General features: G+C 65.7%; 10 protein-coding genes, 1 tRNA gene and 1 pseudogene. 5 read left to right on the forward strand and 7 right to left on the reverse strand.

The genetic code is table 11. The annotated features are described in order from the left end of the window. The first annotated feature begins 2 nt into the window (after window positions 1–2). Window positions 3–2,747 (forward strand): helix-turn-helix transcriptional regulator, encoded by a 2,745-nt coding sequence (locus AB0L06_RS39070; protein WP_500236297.1) that lies wholly within the window; start codon window positions 3–5, stop codon window positions 2,745–2,747. Between the two features lie 396 nt (window positions 2,748–3,143). On the opposite strand, the gene AB0L06_RS39075 is transcribed toward AB0L06_RS39070, so the two are convergent. Continuing rightward, a complete protein-coding gene (locus AB0L06_RS39075; RefSeq protein WP_500236299.1) occupies window positions 3,144–3,584 on the reverse strand; it encodes an HNH endonuclease in 441 nt (146 codons plus the stop codon). Window positions 3,585–3,609: 25 nt separating this feature from the next. Continuing rightward, window positions 3,610–3,680, reverse strand: a tRNA-Asn gene (locus AB0L06_RS39080). 353 nt (window positions 3,681–4,033) lie between these two features. On the opposite strand from AB0L06_RS39080, the pseudogene AB0L06_RS39085 reads away from it, so the two are divergent. Together AB0L06_RS39085 and AB0L06_RS39090 are read left to right on the forward strand one after the other, a co-directional pair. After that, window positions 4,034–5,536 (forward strand): annotated as a pseudogene (locus tag AB0L06_RS39085) (ISL3 family transposase); the annotation flags it as partial. A 242-nt stretch (window positions 5,537–5,778) separates the two neighbouring features. Then, window positions 5,779–9,897 carry a LamG-like jellyroll fold domain-containing protein gene (locus AB0L06_RS39090; RefSeq protein WP_500236301.1) on the forward strand — a complete coding sequence of 1,373 codons (4,119 nt, stop codon included), beginning with the start codon at window positions 5,779–5,781 and terminating at the stop codon, window positions 9,895–9,897. A 162-nt stretch (window positions 9,898–10,059) separates the two neighbouring features. Here AB0L06_RS39090 and AB0L06_RS39095 read toward each other — a convergent pair whose 3' ends face one another. The 3 genes from AB0L06_RS39095 to AB0L06_RS39105 form a co-directional block, all read right to left on the reverse strand. Continuing rightward, window positions 10,060–11,427: an IS1380 family transposase gene (locus tag AB0L06_RS39095; protein WP_500236302.1), complete on the reverse strand. Its 1,368-nt coding sequence runs from the start codon at window positions 11,425–11,427 to the stop codon at window positions 10,060–10,062. Between the two features lie 358 nt (window positions 11,428–11,785). Further along, window positions 11,786–11,956: a transposase gene (locus tag AB0L06_RS39100; protein ID WP_500236303.1), complete on the reverse strand. Its 171-nt coding sequence runs from the start codon at window positions 11,954–11,956 to the stop codon at window positions 11,786–11,788. Continuing rightward, window positions 11,938–12,078, reverse strand: coding sequence for a hypothetical protein (locus AB0L06_RS39105; RefSeq protein WP_500236304.1), 141 nt, complete (start codon window positions 12,076–12,078; stop codon window positions 11,938–11,940). Before AB0L06_RS39105 ends, AB0L06_RS39100 begins: the two co-directional genes overlap by 19 nt. A gap of 425 nt (window positions 12,079–12,503) precedes the next feature. On the opposite strand from AB0L06_RS39105, the gene AB0L06_RS39110 reads away from it, so the two are divergent. Both AB0L06_RS39110 and AB0L06_RS39115 read left to right on the forward strand, forming a co-directional pair. Next, window positions 12,504–12,767 carry a transposase gene (locus tag AB0L06_RS39110; protein WP_500236380.1) on the forward strand — a complete coding sequence of 88 codons (264 nt, stop codon included), beginning with the start codon at window positions 12,504–12,506 and terminating at the stop codon, window positions 12,765–12,767. Between the two features lie 5 nt (window positions 12,768–12,772). Next, window positions 12,773–13,012: a transposase gene (locus tag AB0L06_RS39115; RefSeq protein WP_500236306.1), complete on the forward strand. Its 240-nt coding sequence runs from the start codon at window positions 12,773–12,775 to the stop codon at window positions 13,010–13,012. A gap of 497 nt (window positions 13,013–13,509) precedes the next feature. Here the strand turns inward: AB0L06_RS39115 and AB0L06_RS39120 are convergent, their stop codons facing one another. After that, on the reverse strand, window positions 13,510–13,884 hold the full coding sequence (locus AB0L06_RS39120; RefSeq protein WP_500236308.1) for a hypothetical protein: 375 nt from the start codon (window positions 13,882–13,884) through the stop codon (window positions 13,510–13,512). A gap of 358 nt (window positions 13,885–14,242) precedes the next feature. After that, the gene (locus tag AB0L06_RS39125; RefSeq protein ID WP_500236310.1) at window positions 14,243–21,211 is read right to left on the reverse strand and encodes a polymorphic toxin-type HINT domain-containing protein; all 6,969 of its coding nucleotides are present in this window, start codon (window positions 21,209–21,211) and stop codon (window positions 14,243–14,245) included. Window positions 21,212–21,280: the final 69 nt, after the last annotated feature.

The raw sequence follows: 21,280 nt of genomic DNA on the forward strand, positions 1-21,280 counted from the left end.
TCATGTCCGAAATGCCGCTGGTCGGCCGCCGAGCGGAGTGCGCGGCCATCGACGAGATGCTGGAGGCCTTGCGGGACGGCTTCGGCGCGGTCCTGGTGCTCACCGGCGAGCCAGGGGTGGGGAAGACGCGGCTGCTCCAGTACGCCGCCCGCGCCTCCGAGGACGTCACCGTGGTCCATCTGGTCGGCATCGAGTCGGAGACCCGCCTGGCCCACGGCGCCCTGCACCGGCTCCTCCGTCCTTTCCTGCCGGCGCTCACCTGCCTTCCGGAGCACCTGCGGGACGCCCTGAACGCCGCGCTCGGCCTGACGGGCACCGCGTCCCGCGACCGGTTCCTCGTCGGCCTGGCGACGCTGACGCTCCTCGCGGAGGTCGCCTCGGACCGGCCGATGCTGTGCCTGGTCGACGACGTCCACTGGCTCGACCGCGAGTCGGCGGACGTGCTGGCCTTCGTGGCCCGCCGCGTGCACGCCGACTCGGTGTCCATGGTCTTCGCCGCCCGGGAGGACTCCGGACGGCCCCGCCTCCTCGACGGCCTGAACGCGACCCGTCTCGAAGGCCTGCCACCGGAGGACGCCCGGACCCTGCTCGGGCAGGGCGTGCCCGGGCACCTGGACAGGGCGGTCGCCGACCGGATCGTCGACGGCACCGGCGGCAACCCCCTCGCCCTGGTGGAGATCACCGCGCACCTGAACGCCGAGCAACTCGCCGGAGTCGCCCGCCTCCCCGAACCGCTGCCGGTAAGCCGGCTCCTCGAGGACCGGTTTCGACGCTCGGTCGCGGCGCTCCCCGACGACACGCAGAACCTCCTCCTGCTGATCGCCACGGCGCCCACCGACGACCAGGCCGCCCTGTGGCGGGCCGCCGGCGCCCTCGGACTGTCCGTGCGGGCCATGGCGCCCGCGGTGAGGGCAGGCGTCCTCTGCCCTGGCACGGCCCTGGAGTTCCGGCATCCGCTGATCAGGTCCGCCGTCCACGCGGCCGCCGACGCCGAGGCGCTGCGCCGGATCCACGCGGTCCTCGCCACGGCGAGCGCCCCCGACCGCAGGGCGTGGCATCTCGCCGAGGCCACCGAGGGCGCCGACGACGCCGTGGCGACGGAACTGGAGACCGCCTCCGAGCGGGCCCAGGCCCGCGGCGGGTTCTCCCAGCAGGCCCTGTTCCTCTCCCGCGCCGCGGAGCTCACCACCGACCCCGCTCGCCGGGCACGACGCTTTCTCGACGCCGCCGAAGCCCACCTCACCTCGGGTGACGCCGGTGCCGTCCGGATGCTCCTCGCCCTCGCCGCACCGGACCTCGCCGGATCCCCCGAGAAGGCTCGCGCGCAGCGCCTGAGGGCGTCCGTGGACATGCTGTTCCTCCGCACCGGTGAGGTGTCCGCGATGCTGCTGGACGCCGTGGACGGGCTCGGGCCGAGTGATCCGGCGACGACCTGGGAACTGCTGTACGAGGCGATGCACGCGGCACTCGTCAGCGGCGGCCTCACCAGCGGGACGACGCTCGCGCAGGTCGCGAAGACCGCCGCCGACGCCTGGCACGACCCGGCCCCGCCGTCCTGGAGCCCCGGCCCCCTCATGGCCGGCCTCGCCCACGAGGTCGCCTTCGGCTACGCCCAGGGGGCTCCGCTGCTCCGCGACGCGCTCAGGCGGCTGCGCGCCTCGCCCGAACTCCGCGAGCTCAACAGTCCCTTCAGCGTGATCGTCAGCTACGCGGCCGACGAGCTCTGGGACATCGAGGCGAAACGGGAGATCGTCCAACGGCTGGCAGCGGTGGACCGCGGCCGGGGAGCCCTCTACGGACTGAGCCTCGCCCTGCTCGTCCTGGCCACCCTGGAGATCTGGGAAGGCCGGTTCTCCGTGGCCGAGAGCCACTACGCCGAGTCGGACGAATACGCCGCCGCGACCGGATTCGCGGGCGGCGGTGAGATCAACAAGGCGCTGTTCTACGCCTGGACGGGCCGGGAGCCCGAACTACGGACGGCCACCCAGGCCATGAGGAACCTGGCGGAGACCCTGCGGCTCGGATCGATGCGTCGGACGGCGGCCCAGGCGCTGAGCATCTTCGAGATCGGCCGCGGCCGCTACCGGGAGGCGCTCGACCACGCCCTTCCCGTGTTCCTCGAGGACGGCCTCCCCCTCGGGAACCTGATGCTGCCGATCATGGTCGAGGCGGGCGTCCGTGCCGGTGACCGGTCGTCCGCCGAAGCGGCGCTCGCCCGGATCGAGGAGCGGGCGCCGCTGGCCGGGACACCATGGGCACTCGGGTCGCTGGCGCGCTGCAGGGCCTTGATGACCACCGGCGACGCCGCCGAGGAGTGGTACCTGAAGTCGATCGAGCAGCTCGGAAAGGTGCCCGTGGCCGTCGAACTGGCCTGGTCCCGGCTCGTCTACGGGGAATGGCTGCGGCGGAGGAAGCGGCGTTCGGACGCGCGCGTCCCGTTGCGGGCCGCGTACGAGTCCTTCGACTCCTGGGGAGCGGCGGCCTTCACCGGACGCGCCCGAGCCGAGTTGCTGGCCACCGGGGCGACCGCCCGCAAACGGACCGCGGACACGCGACACGACCTCACACCGCAGGAGCGCCACGTGGCCGTCCTGGCCGCGTCGGGCCTGACCAACGCGGAGATCGCCACCCGGCTCTTCATCACGACCCCGACCGTCGAGTTCCACCTCAACAAGGTCTTCCGCAAGCTCACCATCACCTCCCGCCGCCAAATCGCCTCGGCACTCGACCACCCCTCACCCTCCTGATCACCCACCGCGTCGCGCGTCGGCGGTGACCGGAAGGCCGAACGCTCCTGATGAGGGGCGCGACCGTGAAGCCGCGCCGACCGGCGGCCGCGGTGGTCAGCAGACGCCGCCGTCCGCGCGATGGTCCACGACCGCGTTCTTGCCGGACACCGCGGTCGGCGAGCGCCGGAGAGAAACGGACACCGTGGTCAGCGAACGCCGTCCTCGCCCACCTCGTGGCCGAGGTAGGCGAGGGTGGCCTTGAATTCGGAGCCGGAGCAGGGGACGTAGCGGCGATGCGTGACGGTCGGCGGACACTCTTGTAGCAGGCGGCCGCTCAGCGGACACCTCGGTAGCGGGCAACCGCTCAGCGGACACCGTGTTCAGCGGATGCCGCAGTCGGGGATGGCGTTCGGGTCAGAGGGAGACGAGTTCCTCCCAGTGGGGGATGCGGGGCTTGAGACGCAGGGGCAGACCCGCTTCGGACGGGGTGCGGTCGGCCTTGCGGTTGTTGCAGCGGCCGCAGGCCAGGACGGTGTTCTCCCAGGTGTCGCCGCCGCCGCGGGACTGCGGGAGAACGTGGTCGATGGTGTTGCCGCGTCCGCCGCAGTAGGCGCAGTGACCGCGGTCGCGCAGGTAGACGCCGCGCTTGGTCCACGGAGGCCGCCTGCCGTGGCGCCAGCGCATGGCGACGTAGCGGACGAGACGGAGCACCCTCGGCACGGGGAACCGACCGATGGTGCGCCCCTCCTCCGCCTCCTCGACGACCGCCACCTCACGCACGAGCATGCGTATGGCGTGCCGCAGATCCACTTTTTGTAAGGGCTCATAGGACGCGTTCAGCACGAGCACGTTCACCGCTCACCTCCCCGACCACGTGCAGCTCCCCCACCAGGACTCGAACCTGGATTTCCGCATTAACGGTGCGGCGTTCTTCCTTTGAACCACAAGGGAATGGACTGCAAATTCCTCAGGACTCCGGCATTCCGGAGCCCGAGAACAGCCTGCCTACCGCGCCCACCCCACAGCAACGGGTTTTCCACCTGCCTCCCCGACCTCACGTCCCTGGGCCCACACCCTCCCCCTCACGTCCCCAGACTCACAACGGAGGGCAAGGCGGCGGAAGCCCACGCCATGGAATCCGTCCAGGGATACAAGTCCCCAAGCTCACGTCCACAAGAAAAGGCGGCAGGGGGCTCGCCCCATGGCCTGTCGGAGGTATCTCTCTAGGAGAGATACCTCCAGCCAAGGTCGGCTCTGTCGCACTTTCGATGGTGACGGTGGGTGTGCTCCTGTCACGCTGAGGTGTGGTTGGGGTTGATCGGTTGGTGGATGTGGTGTTCTCGGGGCCGTCCTGCCTGGTCATCGAGGATGTTACGGACGAGAGCGAGTTGATTCGGGTGCGGGCCAGCAGCCGCGGTGTGCCGGTTCCTTGTACTGGGTGTGCCGTCCAGACCGCTCGTGTGCATGCGTGGCGTGAGCGGACCGTGGCCGATGTCCCCATCGATGGGCGGCGGGTGGTGCTAAACGTGCGGGTGCGTCGGCTCGTGTGTCGGGACTGGCGGTGACCCCGGCGGACGTTCCAGGAACAGATCGCCGGAGTCCTGGAGCGGTATCAACGACGGACCGTCCAGTTGGCCGTCCAGGTCGGGGCGGTGGTGCGGGAGTTGGCGGGCCGGGCCGGCGCTCGGGTGCTGTTCGCGCTGGGAGTGCGGATCTCTCGTCATGCCGCGCTGCGGATCCTGCTGGGGATTCCGCTGCCGGTGACCAAGACGCCGCGGGTATTGGGTGTGGACGACTTCTCGCTGCGGCGATCTCGGACGTACGCGACAGTCCTGATCGATGCCGAGACCCGGCGGAGGATCGATGTCCTTCCTGACCGCCCGTCTCACACTTTGGCGGCGTGGCTGCGCGAGCATCCGGGCGTCGAAATCGTCTGCCGTGACGGCGCCGCCGGCTATGCGGAGGCCGTGCACCAGGCCATACCCGATGCCTTGCAGGTCGGCGACCGACGCCACATCTGGCACAACTTCGCCCAGGCCGTCAGGAAGGAAGTGGCCGTTCACAGCGACTGCTGGGCCACCGCCACCCGGATACGCAAACTCGCCGGCGGGAAGACCACCACCCTGCAGCGGTGGCAGCAGGTCCACGACCTGCTCGACGCAGGCGTCGGGCTCCTGGAGTGCGCCCGGCGGCTGAACCTCGCCCTGAACACCGCCAAACGGTATGCCCGGATCGACAAGCCCAAACAGATGCGGCGAGCATCGCAATACCGGCCCACCCTTATCGATCCCTACCGCGATTACCTGCGCAAACGCCGAGCCTAAGACCCCGCGATCCCGGTCCTTCGACTCCTCGGAGAGATCCGGGAACGCGGCTACACCGGCAGCCAGAACCTCCTCTACCGCTACATCACCCAAGGACGCGTCGAGGACGACCGCCCTGCCATCTCACCCCGCAGACTGTCCCGGCTGCCACTCAGCCGCCCCGACCAGTAGGAACTCCTCCACAAAACCACCAGCGCGTGCCCCGAGATGAGTCGACTCCCGTCCCTGGTCCGCGCCTTCGCGCAACTCCTCACTCCCGCGGCCGGCAGCGAGGACCGGCTGGAGGAATGGATCAGCACCGCCGAGCAGTCGGACCTGCCACACCTCCACTCGTTCATCCGTGGCCTGAGACTCGATCAGGATGCTGTCCGCGCGGCTTTGACCAGCAAACACCACAACGGCGGGACCGAAGGCGTCAACACCAGAACGAAGTTGATCAAACGACAGATGTACGGCCGGGCCGGCTTCCCCCTCCTACGCCACCTGTCCAGGGGCCGATCACAGCCACCCGGAACATGTGACGCAGATCACTTTCTCGATCGAATCGCCCCCTTTCCCCACGCCAGAGTGATCGCTAGCTTTAGCTCGCTTTGTGTTCTACTTACCTTCGTGGGGTGTCTATGATTACTTGGCGTCGCGCGGTGCATGTGCGAAGTTCACGGTGTAATGGGCGATCGCGCCACGGGCTCCGCATCGTGTCGGCAGCGATGGCATCGTTGTTGGCGATGCCCATGCTGTCCGTTCCCTTCGCCACAGGGGCTGTGTCCGCGCACGCCGACACAGCGCCCAATGCGGCAGTGTCCCAGGAGGAGGCACTGGCGGCAGCCAAGAAGTCCGGCAGAGCGGTGATGGTCTCGTCCCTCCTCTCCTCAAAGCGTGAGGTGCGGGCTCTGCCTGACGGGCGCTTTGAAGCAACCTTGCATGCCGCGCCGGTACGCACCCTGAAGGCGGGCAAGTGGGCCAACATCGACACCAAGCTTCACCAGCAGAACAACGGCGAACTCGTACCTGCAGCCAGCACGGTGGGGCTGCGGTTTTCCGGCGGCGGCGGTGGCCCGTTCGTTCGGATGACGCGAGCAGGCAAAGAACTCTCACTGGCGTGGCCGTATGGAAAGTTGCCCGCACCAACGGTTGAGGGAGACACCGCGACCTATGCCGAAGCCCTCCCTGGGGTGGATCTGGTGCTTCGCGCAACAGCGGCGGGATTCAGCCATGTGCTGAGGGTCAAGACCCCGCAGGCGGCGCAACAGTCCAAGCTGGCCAGAGTCGAACTGAAGCTCGGAGCCTCTGGCGTTGCCGTCACCCCGGACGGCGCAGGAGGGCTGAAGGCGGTCGACAGGGCCACTGGAGGGACGGTGTTCTCCGCTCCTCAACCAGCGATGTGGGACTCCACCAGCCAGCAGGCAACAGTTCCGCCAGGCAGTTCTCGGAAGACCGGAGTCGTTCCAGAGCCCCCGGACCTGAACAAGGGCCCGGGTGACGGATCACAGCATGCGCCGATCAAGACCACTGTCGCGAACGGCAAGCTCACACTAGAGCCGAACAAGGCCCTGATGACCGGCCCCGCCACCAAGTTCCCCGTCTACCTCGACCCGGACTGGCAGGGGCCAGGAGAGTCGAGCGCGGTGATGGTCAGTACCAGCTATTCCGATGCCTCGTGGGAGGACGAGGGCATGGGTTTGTGTGACAATACCGACCCCTACATGGGAGGCCTGTGCGGCAGCAGGCCTGATTCAAAGCTAACCAAGAGGCTGTTCTACAAGTTTGCCCTGCCGTCGGCGGTCATGAACACCAATATCCTGTACGCCGAGTTCAAGCCGTATCAGACAGGTGCCTATAACTGCACGCCGGCCGAAGCCGAGGTGTGGAAGACCAAGGGCGTTTCCGGCTCGACGAGCTGGGGCACGCAGAGCGCTTCCGGGTTTTGGCAGCACAAGTTGGTGGAGAAGGCGTTCAACTACGGAAACGAAAGTGTCGGCTGCTCCAACAGCACAGTCGTGCTGTCAAGTGACGCACTGAAGGACGAGATCGACAAGACCGCCCACGGATCTGGATCGATCTGGCTGGGGATGAAGGCGGGCAGTGAATCCAGTAGCAAGTACTGGAAGCGCTTCAACAACGATGCTGTGCTGCGCGTCCTCTACAACCTTCCTCCCAAGCCTCCCACCTATGTGCGGATGGAAGCTGAGGGTGGCTACTACCCGTGTATGGCGATCAATGAGGCTGTACCGCGCTTGAGAGTCTGGCCAACGATGTCGGCCAGGATCACCGATCCGCAGTCCAGTGACAAGGTGCAGGCCGAGTACGTGGTCGGCTGGGGCGATGCACAAGGCAATAACTTCAAATGGCGGATCGGCGCCGGCAACCTGGGGCCCGACTCAGCTCCCCTCTACTCCGGGTCAGGCGAATCGGGCTCGAACTTCACCAAGGCGTTGTCACTCTTCGCGTCCAGCCGGGGCATCCCCAAGAACATCCCGATTGCCTGGATGGTTCGAGGCCATGACTTCAAGAGCGGCCTGGAGGACGGCGATCCGGGCCACTGGCAGGGAGCGAGCGTCTGGAGTGACCAGCTTTCCAGCGCAGGTCATAAGTGTTGGTTCGTCTATGACGACGCCGCCCCGCCCCCACCGAAGGTGACGTCGTCCAAGTACCCGAACGACCCGATCGAACACGACGGCGTCAACCAGCCTGGGACTTTCACGATCACCGCCGCCGCTGGGGAGCCGATCGCCAAGTTCGGCTACTCCTTCACACCTCCAGGCGGACCTGCCGAGCCGATGCAGTACCTGGCCCTGGGAGCCAACGGCTGTACCTCCACTGCATGCACCATCACCAAGACTCCCGACCGCAAGGGAGACTGGCAACTCAACGTGTCGGCGGTCGACCAAGCCGGCCGGGGCACCAGCGCACCGGCCTACATCTTCCGCGTCCGGAACATAGCCACCGAAGACGCCCATTGGCGGCTCGACGATCCAGCCGGGTCGACGAAGCTCACGGATGAGATCGCCGCGGGCGAGCTGTACCAGGCGTTGAGTGTCAACAGCGGCAAGTGTCTCAACGTCGAAGGCGGCAAGACGATCGACGGCGCACATGTCATGCAGTGGGACTGCGAAGGTGTCGAGTGGGAGAAGTGGAAGTTCACCGATCTGGGCAATGACGTTTTCACCTTGACAAGCAAGCGCAGCGGAAAATGCCTGAACGTCGAAGGAGCGTCGACCGCCAACGGCGCCCACGTCATCCAGTCCGACTGTGCGGCCGTCGACAGTCAAAAATGGCAGCGTGTCCAGGTCGCTGACGGCACCTACAAGTATGTTGCCAAGCACAGTGGCAAGTGCCTCAATGTCGAGGGCGGCAAGGCCGCCAACGGCGCACACCTGATGCAGTGGGATTGCGAGGGTGTGGCCTGGGAACAGTGGCGTCTGACATCAGTGAACCAGGCGGCCCTGACCGGTAGTGATATCTCCCTGGGCAGCCAGGCCCGAGTGGGTTCGACAGCGCTACGCATGAACACCGACAACGATCCAGCGACTGTGGGCTACGCCCAGACCCCAACTCCTGTGGTGAATCCGGCCAGCAACTACACGGTCTCGGCCTGGGCCAAGCTCAACTCGTCGGGCCAGTACGGAACGCTGGTCGCCCAGGACGGTTCACTCAACAGCTCGTTCTACCTTCAGTACTCACAAGTCGACCGCCGGTGGGCGATGTCCGCCGTCTCCGGAGACCAGAAGGACGCCCCGGGAGTGCGGGCCCTCTCGAGCGCGGCCCCAACCATAGGCCAGTGGACGTACCTGGTCGGCGTCTACGACGCCACCGCCAAGCAACTCAAGCTCTATGTCGACGGCAAGTTCCAAAGCAGCAAGCCCTTCGACGCCAGTGCCTGGGCCACCGCCGCCCGCGGACCGTTCACCATCGGCCGCGCCAAGTTCAACGGCTCCAACGTCGACCTGTTCCCGGGAGAGATCGACGACGTCCGGGTGTTCGCACGCGCCGTCACCGACCAGGATGTGGCGCGTTGGTACCGCGCAACTGCCCAGGCGCGCTGGCGGTTCAACACCCCTCCGAACACCGACGCCACGATTCCCGACGACTCTGGCGCTGGGCACACCTTGTCCCTAAACGGTGGAGCCGCAATCAAGGACGACGGGGAAGCCTGCGGCGCGTTCTCCGAACAGTGCCTCGCTCTGGACGGAACACACGCCGACGGAAGCGGCTCATGGGCGCAAACCGCCGGACCAGTCGCGGACACCGACGGCAGCTTCACCATCGCCGGATGGGTTGATGCCGCCAAACCCACAGTGCCGATGACCGTCTTCTCCGCTGCCAGCGCCAAACAAAGCGCTTTCACGGTCCGCTTCAACCCCAAGATCAAGAATGACAATTACGATCCGGATCGCGACGATCCGTCCGCCGAGTACAGCGGCGGATGGGAACTGGAGATAGCCAACTCCGACAGCGACACACCGACTCGTACAAAGGTGTACAGCAACCAGTCCTGCCAGGTCTGCGCGAACGAGGGCCCGGACCACCTCGCAGTGGTGTATGACGCACCAAGCCAGACGATGACGCTATACGTCAACGGCGCCGTCGACGAAGTGCAGAGTCACAGCGGTCACGCCGGTGGCGTCGTCACCTTCAAGGCAAGCGGCCCCTTCCAGATCGGCCGCCGCTTTGCCGACGGCAAAACATCCGACACCGATGCCAACCGCGAATACTTCTCCGGGGTCATCGACGACGTATGGGTTTACAAGGGCGCACTGACCGACGAGGAGGCGCAAACAATAAAGGGCGCCCTGTACGCCGACACCTTCCAAGGAAACCCACAACTACCAGCCGACTACAACTAGCCTCGATCTTTCGTGTGGTCGGTCGGGTCGCGGAGCGACCCAACCGACTCTTGGTTTTCGGTGGTGGGTCAGGTGTGGGGCCCGACTGTCGCGTCGGGTGGGCGGGGTTCCACGGGCCCGGGTGTTCTCCCTTTCTGGTGTTGGTGGGACGGTTTGTGCTGGTCAGGGTGCTGGGAATGTCTGCAGGTGCCTGATCGCGGTGGTGATCAGGCCGCTCCAGGGCCAGTGGCGGGCGAGTCTGAGGCGCAGTCGCCTTCCGCCGCGGGCCAGGCGTCCGGCGGCTGAGAAGACGCGCAGGCGTAGGCGTTTGGGTTCCCAGCGGCGGGCCGGGTGGTCGGCGAAGGCGAGCATCTGGGCCCAGGCGGTCAGGTCGGTGGCGAGTGCGAGGAGTTCGAGCCAGAGCTGGTTGGCGGCGGCGTCGTGCAGGGGCAGGTTCCGCAGTCCGGTGTCCTTGGCGCAGCGGATGCGGTCCTCGCAGCGGGCCCGGCGGCGGTGGCGTAGTTCCAGGTCGGCGAGCTGCCCGCGGCGGGTGCCGGTGACAAAGCAGGTGAAGCGGTGCCCGTCGATGTCGGTGAACCGTAGTTGGGCGCCGGGGTGGGGGCGTTCGCGGCGAACGATGGCCCGCATCCCCTTGGGCCAGGACGACAGGTCCAGCAGGCCGGTCAGCTCGGCCACCCACGCCCCCGGCCGGGGCTGCCGGTCGGTGTCGTAGGCGCACTCCCACACGTGTTCGGGCAGTGTGAGGATCGCGGCGCACAGGTCGTCGGTCAGGTTGAACCCGATCGAGTATTTCAGCCGCCGGCGGGTGACCCAGTCGATGAAGGCGTGGGTGCCGCCGCCCGCATCGGTTCGGACCAGGACCTGTTTGTGCAGGTGGGCGGGGATCTGCTGCAAGGCCAGGCGCCCGGCGGTGATGTGGTCGTCGGCGGTGTTGGACCCGGCGTTTCCTGCCCGCAGCAGCAGGGCGGCGGCCTCCCCGGTCCCGCCGGGGCCGTGGTCGATGAACGCGGTCATCGGGTGGAACCCGAAAGTGCGTTTCCAGGTCGGTGCCGCCTGCTCCTTCTCCGAGTGCGCGAGCACGATCGTGGCGTCCAGATCCACCGGAATCAGGTTCCCGCCGGCACCTGGGGCGTGCTCGCCGGCCAGGTCCCAGGCCCGCGCACGCGCCGACGATCGGGCCGTGCGGATCGCCCGCAACGCCTGCGGGCCCGCGTCGGCCAGTGTCCTGACCAGCCGCGACACCGTCGGATCCGACGGAACGGGCCCGAACAGCTCCGGCTCGGCACGCAGGATCGCGATATCGGACAGGCCGTCCCCGCCCAACGCCAGCATCAGCGCCAGGTCCGCGACGACCTTGCCCGGGTCATGGACCGCCCGCGGCCTGCGCCAGCGCACGAGCCCTTCCGAGAGCGCCCGGTCCAGGCCGGTGACCCGGAGCGTCTCGGTCAGCAGCACCCCACCGGCCTGACCCACGATGCCCGCACCGTCCGAAGACACCACGAGCCTGCCGGTACGACCTGTAGTCTTCACGTGAAAAGTGCCTTCTGGACTGGCGCGGACAGGACCCTCAACAAGCCCTATCCTCCCAGCACAGAGGCACTTTTCTTATCTAAACAGTCACTCCCGACCCGCCACCCGGTGAAAGCCCGAGGCTAGGGCACTCCAAATAGGCCGCCTGACAACCCGCCGAATACCACCGGGAATGCAGCCTTGTCCAGGCGGAGTATGGATAAGGCTGCATTTCCCGCCAAAAGACAAAACTGGATTAAGAACCTTCCATACACGACCACCCTGGCGACCAACAACAAACACCATGGGCTGTCTCGTAACGGTCGGGTCTGTCCAGTTAACGGCTCTGTCGCAGTATCGGTGGTTAGGGAGGGTGAGGTTATTGGAGGAGGATCCGGTGGCGTAGGAAACGGAAGCCTGCCCGGCCGTACAGCTGCATCTTGATCAACTTCGTTCTGGTGTTGACGCCTTCGGTCCCGCCGTTGTGGTGTTCGCTGGTCAGAGCTGTGCGGACCGCGTTCTGATCGAGTCTCAGGCCGCGGATGAACAAGTGGAGGTGTCGCAGTTCTCCTTCTCGGCGGTGCTGATCCAGTCGTCCAGCCGGTCTCCGTTGCCGTCCGCGGGAGTGAGGAGTTGCGCGAAGGCGCGGACCAGGGAGGCGAGTTGACTCATTTCCGGGCACACACTGGTGGTCTTGTGGAGGAGCTCCTGCTGGTCAGGTCTCAGGGTGTCCGGACGGCTGAGTCGTAGCAGGGCCAGCCCTAGCGGTGAGATGGCGCGGCGGTCGTCCTCGGCGCGTCCTTGGGTGATGTAGCGGTAGGGCAGGTTCTGGCTGCCGGTGTAGCCGCGTTCCCGGATCTCACCAAGAAACCGAGGGACGGGAACCGCGGGGTCGTCGGCCCTGCGTTGCGCAGGTAATCGCGATAAGGGTCGACGAGCGTGGGCCGGTATTACGGTGCTCGCCGCATCTGCTCGGGTTTATCGATCCGGGCATACCGTTTGACGGTGTTCAGGGCGAGGTCAGTCGCCGGGCGCATTCCAGGAGTCCGACGCCCGCGTCGAGCAGGTCGTGAATCTACTGCCAGCACTGCAGGGTGGTGGTCTTCCCGCCCTCGAGTCTGCAGATCTGGGACGCGGTTCTGTTCGAGGATGAGTGGGCGTTGGTCGCGCCGCTGATTCCGCCTCCGAAACCGTGTGGTCACCCGCCGGTGCATCCGCGTCGGGAGATCGTGAACGCGCTGGCCTACTGGGTGCGGGCCGGGTGTGCCTGGCGGTTGCTCCCGCAGGACCTGCCGCCAAGGCAGATGGTCTACCACTATGGCGGTCCTCGCGGATCGCCGGCTTGTGGGAACGGTTACTGACCCACTTGCGTGAACACGAGCGCCGTTACCGGGGAGGCGAGGCCGCACCGAGCGCCGGCATCATCGACAGCCAGAGCGTGCGGGTTACAGACCGGGGCGGCCAACACGGGTACGACGGCGCCAAGAAGGTACCCGGGGTCAAACGGCATCTGCTGACCGACACGTTCGGCACCGTCCTGGGCGCCCGCGTCAGCCCTGCCAAGGTCAGCAACCGAGACGGCGTACTGGTACTGCTCTTTAGGTAGATCACCGTACCCATCCATGGGCACTTACTTCAGGACCGCCTGCACCCTCCCCGGTGCAGAAGGACCGGCTGGTCAGCTCGCCACCGCACTCCTGGCTGCCGCTCGGTACACGATGATGATTCAGCGTTCCAGTGTCTTGAGTTGTTAATTCGTGTGCAGTATACGGCGAAAATGTCGTCGGCGTCCTTGGCCCAGATGAACGGTTTCTCTGCAAGTATCAAGAGCACGCCTCCGGCGCGCGCCACAGGCTGACGACCGGCCGAGGCAGGCCCGCTTCCTGCCTCCGGCCCGGCAGCCCATCCCGGCACAAAAAGATCTCGGTTACCCGAACACCGCCTCGCGGCCATGCCAGAAGTGTCCATCTCGCCCGCCAAGGACGGCCGGATCCGCAAGGACCTACGTACCCCTCTCTGCTTGACGGCAACGGTGACGGTGACGTAGGCGAACGAGGGCCACCCTTGGCACCAACCAGGTGCCAGCCTGCGAGTTATCGATCTTCAAAGAAATGACGATACCCTGGCGTTAAATATTACCAGGGCACCATCTTCACGTTCCAGCAACGCGTCGTAATGAGACTCATCCATTACTAGCTCCTCATATCCCCAGATCGCCTGAAGGAACTCAGAGTCAGAATAGTTAGCGAACAGCCAGTCGGACGGCAAATGCGGGTCCACCACGTCAAACATTTCCATGGGATACCAGCACGGGAGCTGGGCGTCGTCTCGAATCAACACCATCACCATGCCGGAATATATCGATATCGCGGCTACCGGATAACTCGACCCAATAGTAACATCGGCTACTGCCATAGGATTATATGCAGCCGAAATCACGGTGACGATGGCACGTCCTCTAATGCAGACTACTTTCATTCCAGCTCCTCAAACCACCCGCAGCTTGCGATGTAGTTTAGCTTGACCGTCATGCCGTTGGAGTCGGCTACCACCCCTGCTGTGGACAGGATCGTAACCGTGCACCTTGTCTCACCACCAACCGCAGCGGGGATGCCACCTCCCAACCACCAACTCAAGCTAGATAACTACACTCCAGCAACCTTACCCGTTGCCCGGACACCGCTGCGATGGAACGACCGCATCGCCGGATAACGAAAATCAAGCGCCAAGAGCCCCCGAGTCCATTATTAATGGATCCCCTTAAAGCACGAAACATGCCCGGAGGTCGGAAATAAATTCCCGACCTCCCCATATCGGCCAGCATAGATTCAAGGGACTACTTAAACTTGTAATCGTCGACACTCCCAGTGACAGTGTTCATTACATAATGAATCTCCACGTCACCCTCGACCCCCATGTTAACTCTCTGGGTCATTTTCACCCAGCCATCCGATCCCATCCACCGGGGATCGGTCATGCCCTTCTTTAGCGGGATGACCCGTCCCGCTGTCGGGTTCGCCATGACGGTTTCCATCGCGAGCTGCTCATATAGACTATTTGGCATCGCCCTTCCAGTTGACCCTCTACCCAAAGGCTTAAGGTCGATCGTCACACCATTGGCGCCAGTGATAAAGCGCGCCGTTGGGCACGGTTCCGAATTATGAACGAGCACGGGAGTATCACCGGCGAGCACGTAAAAGGTGTGATCGTTCGCGACAGTCAGGTCGTGGACACGCGGGTGTTGATTAAGGCTAGAGACTGAGACAACTCGCGCCATCCCGCCGTCTGGCATACGGAGACTGTCCCCCGTCTTGAGCAAATCGGCTCGTCTCCATCGCCCTTGGAGCGGATTCCAGAATGCATGATGTTCGGTGGCGAGTACAACGCCACCGGCTCTTGCCCTACCGTCCACCCGTATCCTTACCAGGTGGTCATATTGATTCCCGCCGAAGGCGGCCAATACTACTTCTGTGCGAGTTCTACCGGTTTTCGTGTCAGTGGCGATCACCTTGTCGCCAACCCGAATTTTCTCGATTGACTCGCGAGTGCCGTCACCCATCAGAACCTGGGTGCCAGGGACAAAACTGTTACATTGCCGGAGCATCGCCTTAAGTAGGCTGGGTTTCACCGCAGCTCTGAGTGAATTGAGCCCGAATTTCTTCAGTAGTGCCTTACCTGCACCGCCGACGCCCCCACCGAACATGTCGGGGCCCATCGCGACAAACAAGGCCCCCCGGAGCGTGCCTTGCCAGGGACTGTCTCTGCACGATTTGATGGCGAAGCAGGCGTCAACGGCAGCTCGCAGGTCCCATTCAGCTTGAGCATCGGGCATCTTCGTCGGCACGCGCCCGTCGTAATAGCGCATATAGGCGGCCAAGAACTGCTCGCGGAAGACCTCAGGCTTCACAACCGGGGGAATCGGTACGATATTTGCCCAGCCGACTGTGTCGTTGGGGGCACTAACCGGGCTTCCGGTGACGTAGTTGCCGTTGTTGTCGTAGACGTCGTAGCCGTTGTCGTTGTTGGGCCGGGGGCGTCGGTCGACTCCGTCGCCGTTGTTGCAGTCGAGGTCGCCGTTGATGCGCCGGCACCAGGTGCCGTCGGCGTCGGACTGGCTGACCGGGCTGTTGTCGGCGTAGGCGTAGTTGTTCCAGGACTGTGGGTCCTTGGCGTCGAACACGGGGTCCGGGGAGATGAAGCGTCCGGTGGCGGGGTCGTACTCGCGGGCGCCGAGGTGGGTGAGACCGGTGTTGTCCTTGGTGCCGCCGACGAAGCCCCTGTCCATCCGGGTGGGCCAGAGGAAGGCGGGTGTTCCTCGTTCCTCGCCGAACGGGCTGTAGCGGCGACGGCTGATCTTGGAGAGATTGTTGGCCTCGATGGCCAGTTGCGCGGTGTTGTGCTGGTCGTTGATCAGGAAGGTGACGCCGGCGGCGGTGCGCATGGCGACGGTCTGACCGGAGTGGCCGTAGTAGCGGGTCGCGGTAGTGGTACCGCTGGCCAGGCGGACTTCCATGCCGGCCAAGTAGAGGGTGGTGCCGGTCGAGTCACGACGGATGAGGCGGTTTCCGTCGGCGTCGTAGACGAAGGTGTTCTTGCCGTTGGCGGTGTCGTCGCTCTGAGCGATCTCGCCAGTGCTGTCCCACGTGTACTTGAGGGAGTTGGTTCCCTCAGTGCGTTGGGTGGTGTTTCCGGCCGCGTCGTAGCTGTAGGAGTAGGTCTTGCTTTGGGCTCCGCTGGTGCCGTCGACCTGCTGGGTGTACTCGGCGAGTTGGTGTCCCGCGTATCCGGTACCCACACCCGTGTCACCGGCGTAGCGGTAGTCGCGGTTCCAGCGCCAGGTGCCTCCGCCAGGCCCGCCGGCCCAGGTCTCCTCTTTGGTGCGGTTGCCGTCGTCAGAGTAGGAGTAGCGCTTGCGGTAGGCGTCGGGACCGGTGATGTCGGCCGTGGCCGGGTCTGACGCGCAGCCGGTGGTGCCCTGTGTCCAGGCGTTGGTGAGGCGCTGCTGGTAGTCGTACTGGAAACACTGGGTCTCGGTGGTGACGCCACTGGTGCTCGCCCCGGTCACATCGGTGACGCGGCTGATGGTGCCGACGGGGTTGTAGGAATAGGTGGCGTCTCGGTCGTAGCCGTCGACTCCTTCGCGGCTGGCGACAGAGCGAGTCAGCCGTCCGGTGGCGGAGTCGTAGTCGAAGCCGACGTCGATTTGCTTGCCGCCCGCGGCCAACAGGTAGCCGCTGATCTGGTTGATGTTGGTGTAGCTCGTGCCGGTGACGTAGCTGGACAGTCCGGTCAGCTTCACGGGCCGTTGGAGGTCGTCGTAACTGCTGGTGACCACCTCGGCGGGAAGGTCACCGGCGGCGGGAAGCCCGGCGGACTGAACGGTGCCGTCCGGGTTGTAGGCGGTGCTGAACTGATAGGTGCCGTCGATGCCCTGGCCTTCAGCACCGGCTGGAACGGTCATGCTGGTCAGCTTGGGGCGGTTGGCCGAGTCGTAGTCGTCGATGCGGGACTTGTACTCATAGGTCTTGCCGTCGGCGCCCTTGGCCATCCGGGAGGCGAAGGTCAACTGCCCGGGCCGGACGGTGTCATACCCCCACAGCGCAACCAGGTCGCCCTTGTTGCCGTCCTTATCGGCGGCGTAGAGGCGCACCTTGCGGCCGAGCTCGTCGTAGTCCGTGAAGGTCTTGCCGGCGTTGCCGCGCGCGTCCGCGGCAGAGATCACGCGATCGAAGTCGTCGTAGGTGAGGGTGCCGGTTCCCTTGTCCGGGTCACTGGACGAGGTCAGGCGTCCGCGCTGGTCGTAGTGGTTCTCCCACGTCTTGTTGCCGGGGCCCGTGATCTTCGTGACCCGGTCGGCGGCATCGTAGGTGTAGCGGGTGGTGAGGAATCCGCCGGATGCCGAGCTCTGCTGCCGGGTCTCGATGTTGCGACCGCGCGCGTCAGCGTAGGCGGTGGTGGGGGTGCCGCCCTCGGGGGGCGTCGTGGTGACCCAGTCGCCGTTGGCGTCGCTGCCGTAGGCGTAGCCGGTGGCCAGCACTTCGGCGTTGTCGCCTGCGCCGGGGAGCAGCGCCTCGCGGGTCTTACGGCCGACCCCGTCGTAGCTGTAGCGGGTCTGGCTGTGCACCAGGCCCTGCATGTCGGGACCGAACAGGCTCGGCGCAGGTCCGGACTGGTCGTTGTAGAAGGAGTTGTAGACCCAACTGACCTGGCCGCGTCCGTCGTACATGGTGTCGGTGATGACCCGGCCGCCGTTCTGTCCCGGCGACTGGACCTGACGGACGCGCTGGAGTCCGTCGAAGATCTGGTACGTGAAGGGTCCCAGCGCACCGGTGTTGGTGACCTTGTGTGCGCCGGTGACCACGGGGGCGCCCTCTGCGACTTGGTAGGTGAACTCCAGGCTCGGGCCTTGGCCGGCCGTGCGGTTGCGGTCGGGGAGCCAGACCCGGGTGGTACGGCCGAGCGCGTCGTAGTAGATCTCGGTCTTGCTGCCCGAGTCGTCGTTGTTGACGATCGGCTGGGCCCAGGCGACGTCCATGGTGACCGACGAGGTCAGTTGGAGGCTGGTGCCGTCGTCCTTCTTCACCGGCGGCTTGGTGACGTTGACCTTGTTGGTCAGTCCAGGGCTGCCAGCAGGTCCGGTCTGCGTGTAGACGGTGGTGGTCACGGCGCCGTCGGCGCCCTCCACCTTGGTCGCGCGTCCGAAGTCGTCGAAGCCGGTGACGGCCGACACCTTCTGGTAGGTGGGCTTGGAGCCGTCGACGGCGGCGTGGGAGACCAGTCGCTCTGAGTAGGTCAGCCGGCCGCGGGTCACCGTCTTGAAACCGCTCTTGGGAGCGGCGGCCGTGCCGTCGTAGTAGGTGCGGGCGGCGGACAGCACGTCCTTTGTGCGGTCGACGTCGCTGCGCTCGCAGGAGCCGGTCAGCACTTCCTTCTCGGCGACCAGGCTGCGCACCCACGCGGTGGTGTTGTCGGCGTAGGTGTAGCGGGTGCAGCGGTCGTCGGCCGTGCCCGGTCCGCCCAGGTCGGAGATCCAGTTCGGACGGGCGGTCTCTGCGTCGTAGTCGGTGCGGGTCTCGGTCTTGCGCCATGCACCGGGCCCGGTGGGAGTGAAGGTGCGCGCGTACTCCGTGGCCACGAAGTCGGCCGTGACCGTTCCCCACGGCCGTGTCCGTGATGCGGTCTGGAACTTGCGCGGGATGTTCTGCTTCCAGTCGACGACGCTGCCGCCCGGCTTGCTCAGCCGGACGGTGCGCAGCTCCTGGCCGGCGAAGGCGTCGTCGTCCCTGACCGTGCCGCCGTTGCCGTCGTCGACCAGGACGCCGCGGGTCGTCTTGGGGTCGGTGGCCGAGGAGCGGTCGCCGTCCATGCCGCGCAGGTAGTAGTGGTCGGTCTGGGACGCGAGATCGTCGAGCAGGTCCGAGCCGGTCAGGACGCTGACCTTGGAGTAGCCCCGCCACTGGCTCCAGGACTTGTACTTCTCCTTGATCAGCCCGTCGTCGTCGTCGAAGTGCCAGGCCGCGCCCTCGTTCTCGCCGTAGGCGTACTTGGTCACCATGTCCGGGGTTCGGCCGGTCCGGTCCCGGACGATCACGTCGTTGACGACGTACTTGTTGAACCAGTCGAGCTTGGGGTCCATCGAACCCGCGTAGGACCAGTAGACCGGGAAGCACCGCTTGGTGTTGTTCTCCGGGCTCGGAAGCGTGGTCGGGGTGCACTGGGCGGTGCTGTAGTCGACCGAGATCTCGCTGCCGTACTCGTCGGCGACGTAGTCCAGCCGGTACTTCAGCAGGCCGCCGGTGTCTCCGGTGCGAACCCGGTTGCTGCGCTCCTCGTAGTCGAGGGTCGTCTTGGGGAGAGTGATCGGCGTGGTGGCTGCGAGGCCGGTGTGCTGGATCGACAGCGGCAGCAGCGCACGATCGTAGTCGGCAGTGCCCCACTTGTAGTTCAGCGTCCAGGAGTCCACCCCGCGCCAGGTCCCGTCCGCCTTCAGAATCTGGGTGGTGACGGTGTCCAGGCGCTTACGCGTCCAGAACGTCGGGGACGAGATCCCGTGGAAGTCCTTGCACTCGGTGTCCTTCTTGCAGTTGAGGTCCCACGGAACGTCCGGCCAGAGGTTCTGGTTGTCGGCGATCTTGTCCGGGTCGCAGTTGGTGTCGCTGTCCAAGCAGCGTTCCTTGCTGCCGAATAGGACGCGCGCCGGAGCGGTGGCGGTCAGGTTGTCCGAACGCAGCCCGTACTCGATGCGGTTGAGCACCCCACCGCGGATGTAGGGCGTCTCGTCCTCGGCCTTGAGGTTGCGGCCGTAGTAGTTGTTCTCGGTGTCGTAGTAGTAGGTGATCGCGTTGCCGTTGGGGTCGACAACGTAGTCCAGGTTCCAACGCCATGCCTGCTGGCACCAGGAGTCGGCGAAGGCGTCCTTGTGGCAGGGCTCGTCCTTGTCGTCGCCGAACACCGGGACGGTCCAGGTGGAGTTCGTGGCGGGCTTCTTGCCGTCGGCACCCTTGTTGGAGCCGAAGTAGTAGGCGGTGCCGTCGGTGGTGGTGAGCTTCCAGTACTCGTTGTCGTTGTCGCCGTTGTCGACGTTCGCGTCGGTCAACCGCTCAATGCGAGTACCGTCATCGTTCTTCAGGTGCCACTTGCCGTTGCCATCTGGGATGAGTTCGCCGCCGTGGCCGTTCCAGGTGATGGTGGCGTTGTCATAACCCCAGCACTGGTCGCCAGGATAGTTGCCGTTCGCGTCCTTGGGCGCATCATCGTCGTCGCAGGACTTGTAGCGGCGCTCGATGAAACCGGACCACAGGTCGAACCCCTCGCCGACCCAGCCTGATTGGGCGCCGCTTCCGGACGTGCGTCCGTCGACTGCGCCCGAGGAGTAGTTCAGGCCGACCTTCGGCTCCCGGCCTCCGGGAACCGGCGGGACCTTCATCGGGTAGGACCAGGAGAACTCCCCAGTGCTGGTCCCGACGTTCCATGTCGAGGACGGCGACAACGACGTCGCCTTGTAGTCGCCGTTCTCACCCGACGCCCCGGCCTCGGTGGCCAGCACCGTCGCGCCTTGGAGAGCCGCCGGGGAGCCCGATGCGGAAGGACGGACCGACCCAACGCTCGGAGAAGGGGAGGTCGGGGCATCACTGGGTGCGGTCGCCGGACGATTGCTGCCGGGCTCGGGGCTCGCCTGGACCTGGGTGGCGAGTGTGTGGCGTTGAGTGTCGTTATCGGTGACCAGCGGGACGGCCGTGCGGCACTCTGGCCGCTCAGGCGTGGTCAGCACACAGGCCGGATACTGCACCAGGCGCAGACGCGAGGCATAGTTCCCGCCGAACGCGGTGGCGAAGTCCGAGTAGTCGAGGCCGACCATGACGCCGCCCGGAGTGTTCTGGTCGACGCGGCTGACGGCGAACATCACGCCGTCCACTCCGGCCCGCTTGCTCAACTTTCGGTCGAGTACCTGAACCTTGACCTGCTTGGCCGCTTCCTGCGCGCGGACAGGAGTTCGCGGTCCCAGACGCCTTTGGCGGTCCGGTCGCGGAGCCGTCACCCAGACCGGGAGCTTCCCGACGTGGTTCCAAGAGCCGGCAGCAGCGACCTTGCCCTCGGCGTCACCCGGAGCGGGCCAGCTCGGACGGCCGAGAGGCTGTTCGGTCAGCTTCTTGTTGGCCGCCTTGCGGGATCGGACCGAAAGGTCGTGCCCTTTGACGGGCTTGCCGTCAGAGAACCTGTGTCGATCCGCGCCTGTTGGCTGAGCGGAGGCCGGCGTGGCCAAACCGGCTACCAAGGCCGCCGTGACACCCACCGCAACACTCATGCGCGCCCGACTCCATCGAGTCAACGACATGCGAGCGCCACGCGTCTTCACAACTACCTCCATAGCTCC

The sequence above is a fragment of the Spirillospora sp. NPDC052269 genome, assembly GCF_040679435.1.
Taxonomy (GTDB): domain Bacteria; phylum Actinomycetota; class Actinomycetes; order Streptosporangiales; family Streptosporangiaceae; genus Spirillospora.

Bases quoted from the DNA above. Each gene is read 5' to 3' on its own strand.
- AB0L06_RS39105 (WP_500236304.1), bottom strand. From the start codon at position 12,078: ATGAGTCAACTCGCCTCCCTGGTCCGCGCCTTCGCGCAACTCCTCACT.
- AB0L06_RS39090 (WP_500236301.1), top strand. From the start codon at position 5,779: ATGCCCATGCTGTCCGTTCCCTTCGCCACAGGGGCTGTGTCCGCGCAC.
- AB0L06_RS39125 (WP_500236310.1), bottom strand. From the start codon at position 21,211: ATGAGTGTTGCGGTGGGTGTCACGGCGGCCTTGGTAGCCGGTTTGGCC.
- AB0L06_RS39070 (WP_500236297.1), top strand. From the start codon at position 3: ATGTCCGAAATGCCGCTGGTCGGCCGCCGAGCGGAGTGCGCGGCCATC.
- AB0L06_RS39120 (WP_500236308.1), bottom strand. From the start codon at position 13,884: ATGAAAGTAGTCTGCATTAGAGGACGTGCCATCGTCACCGTGATTTCG.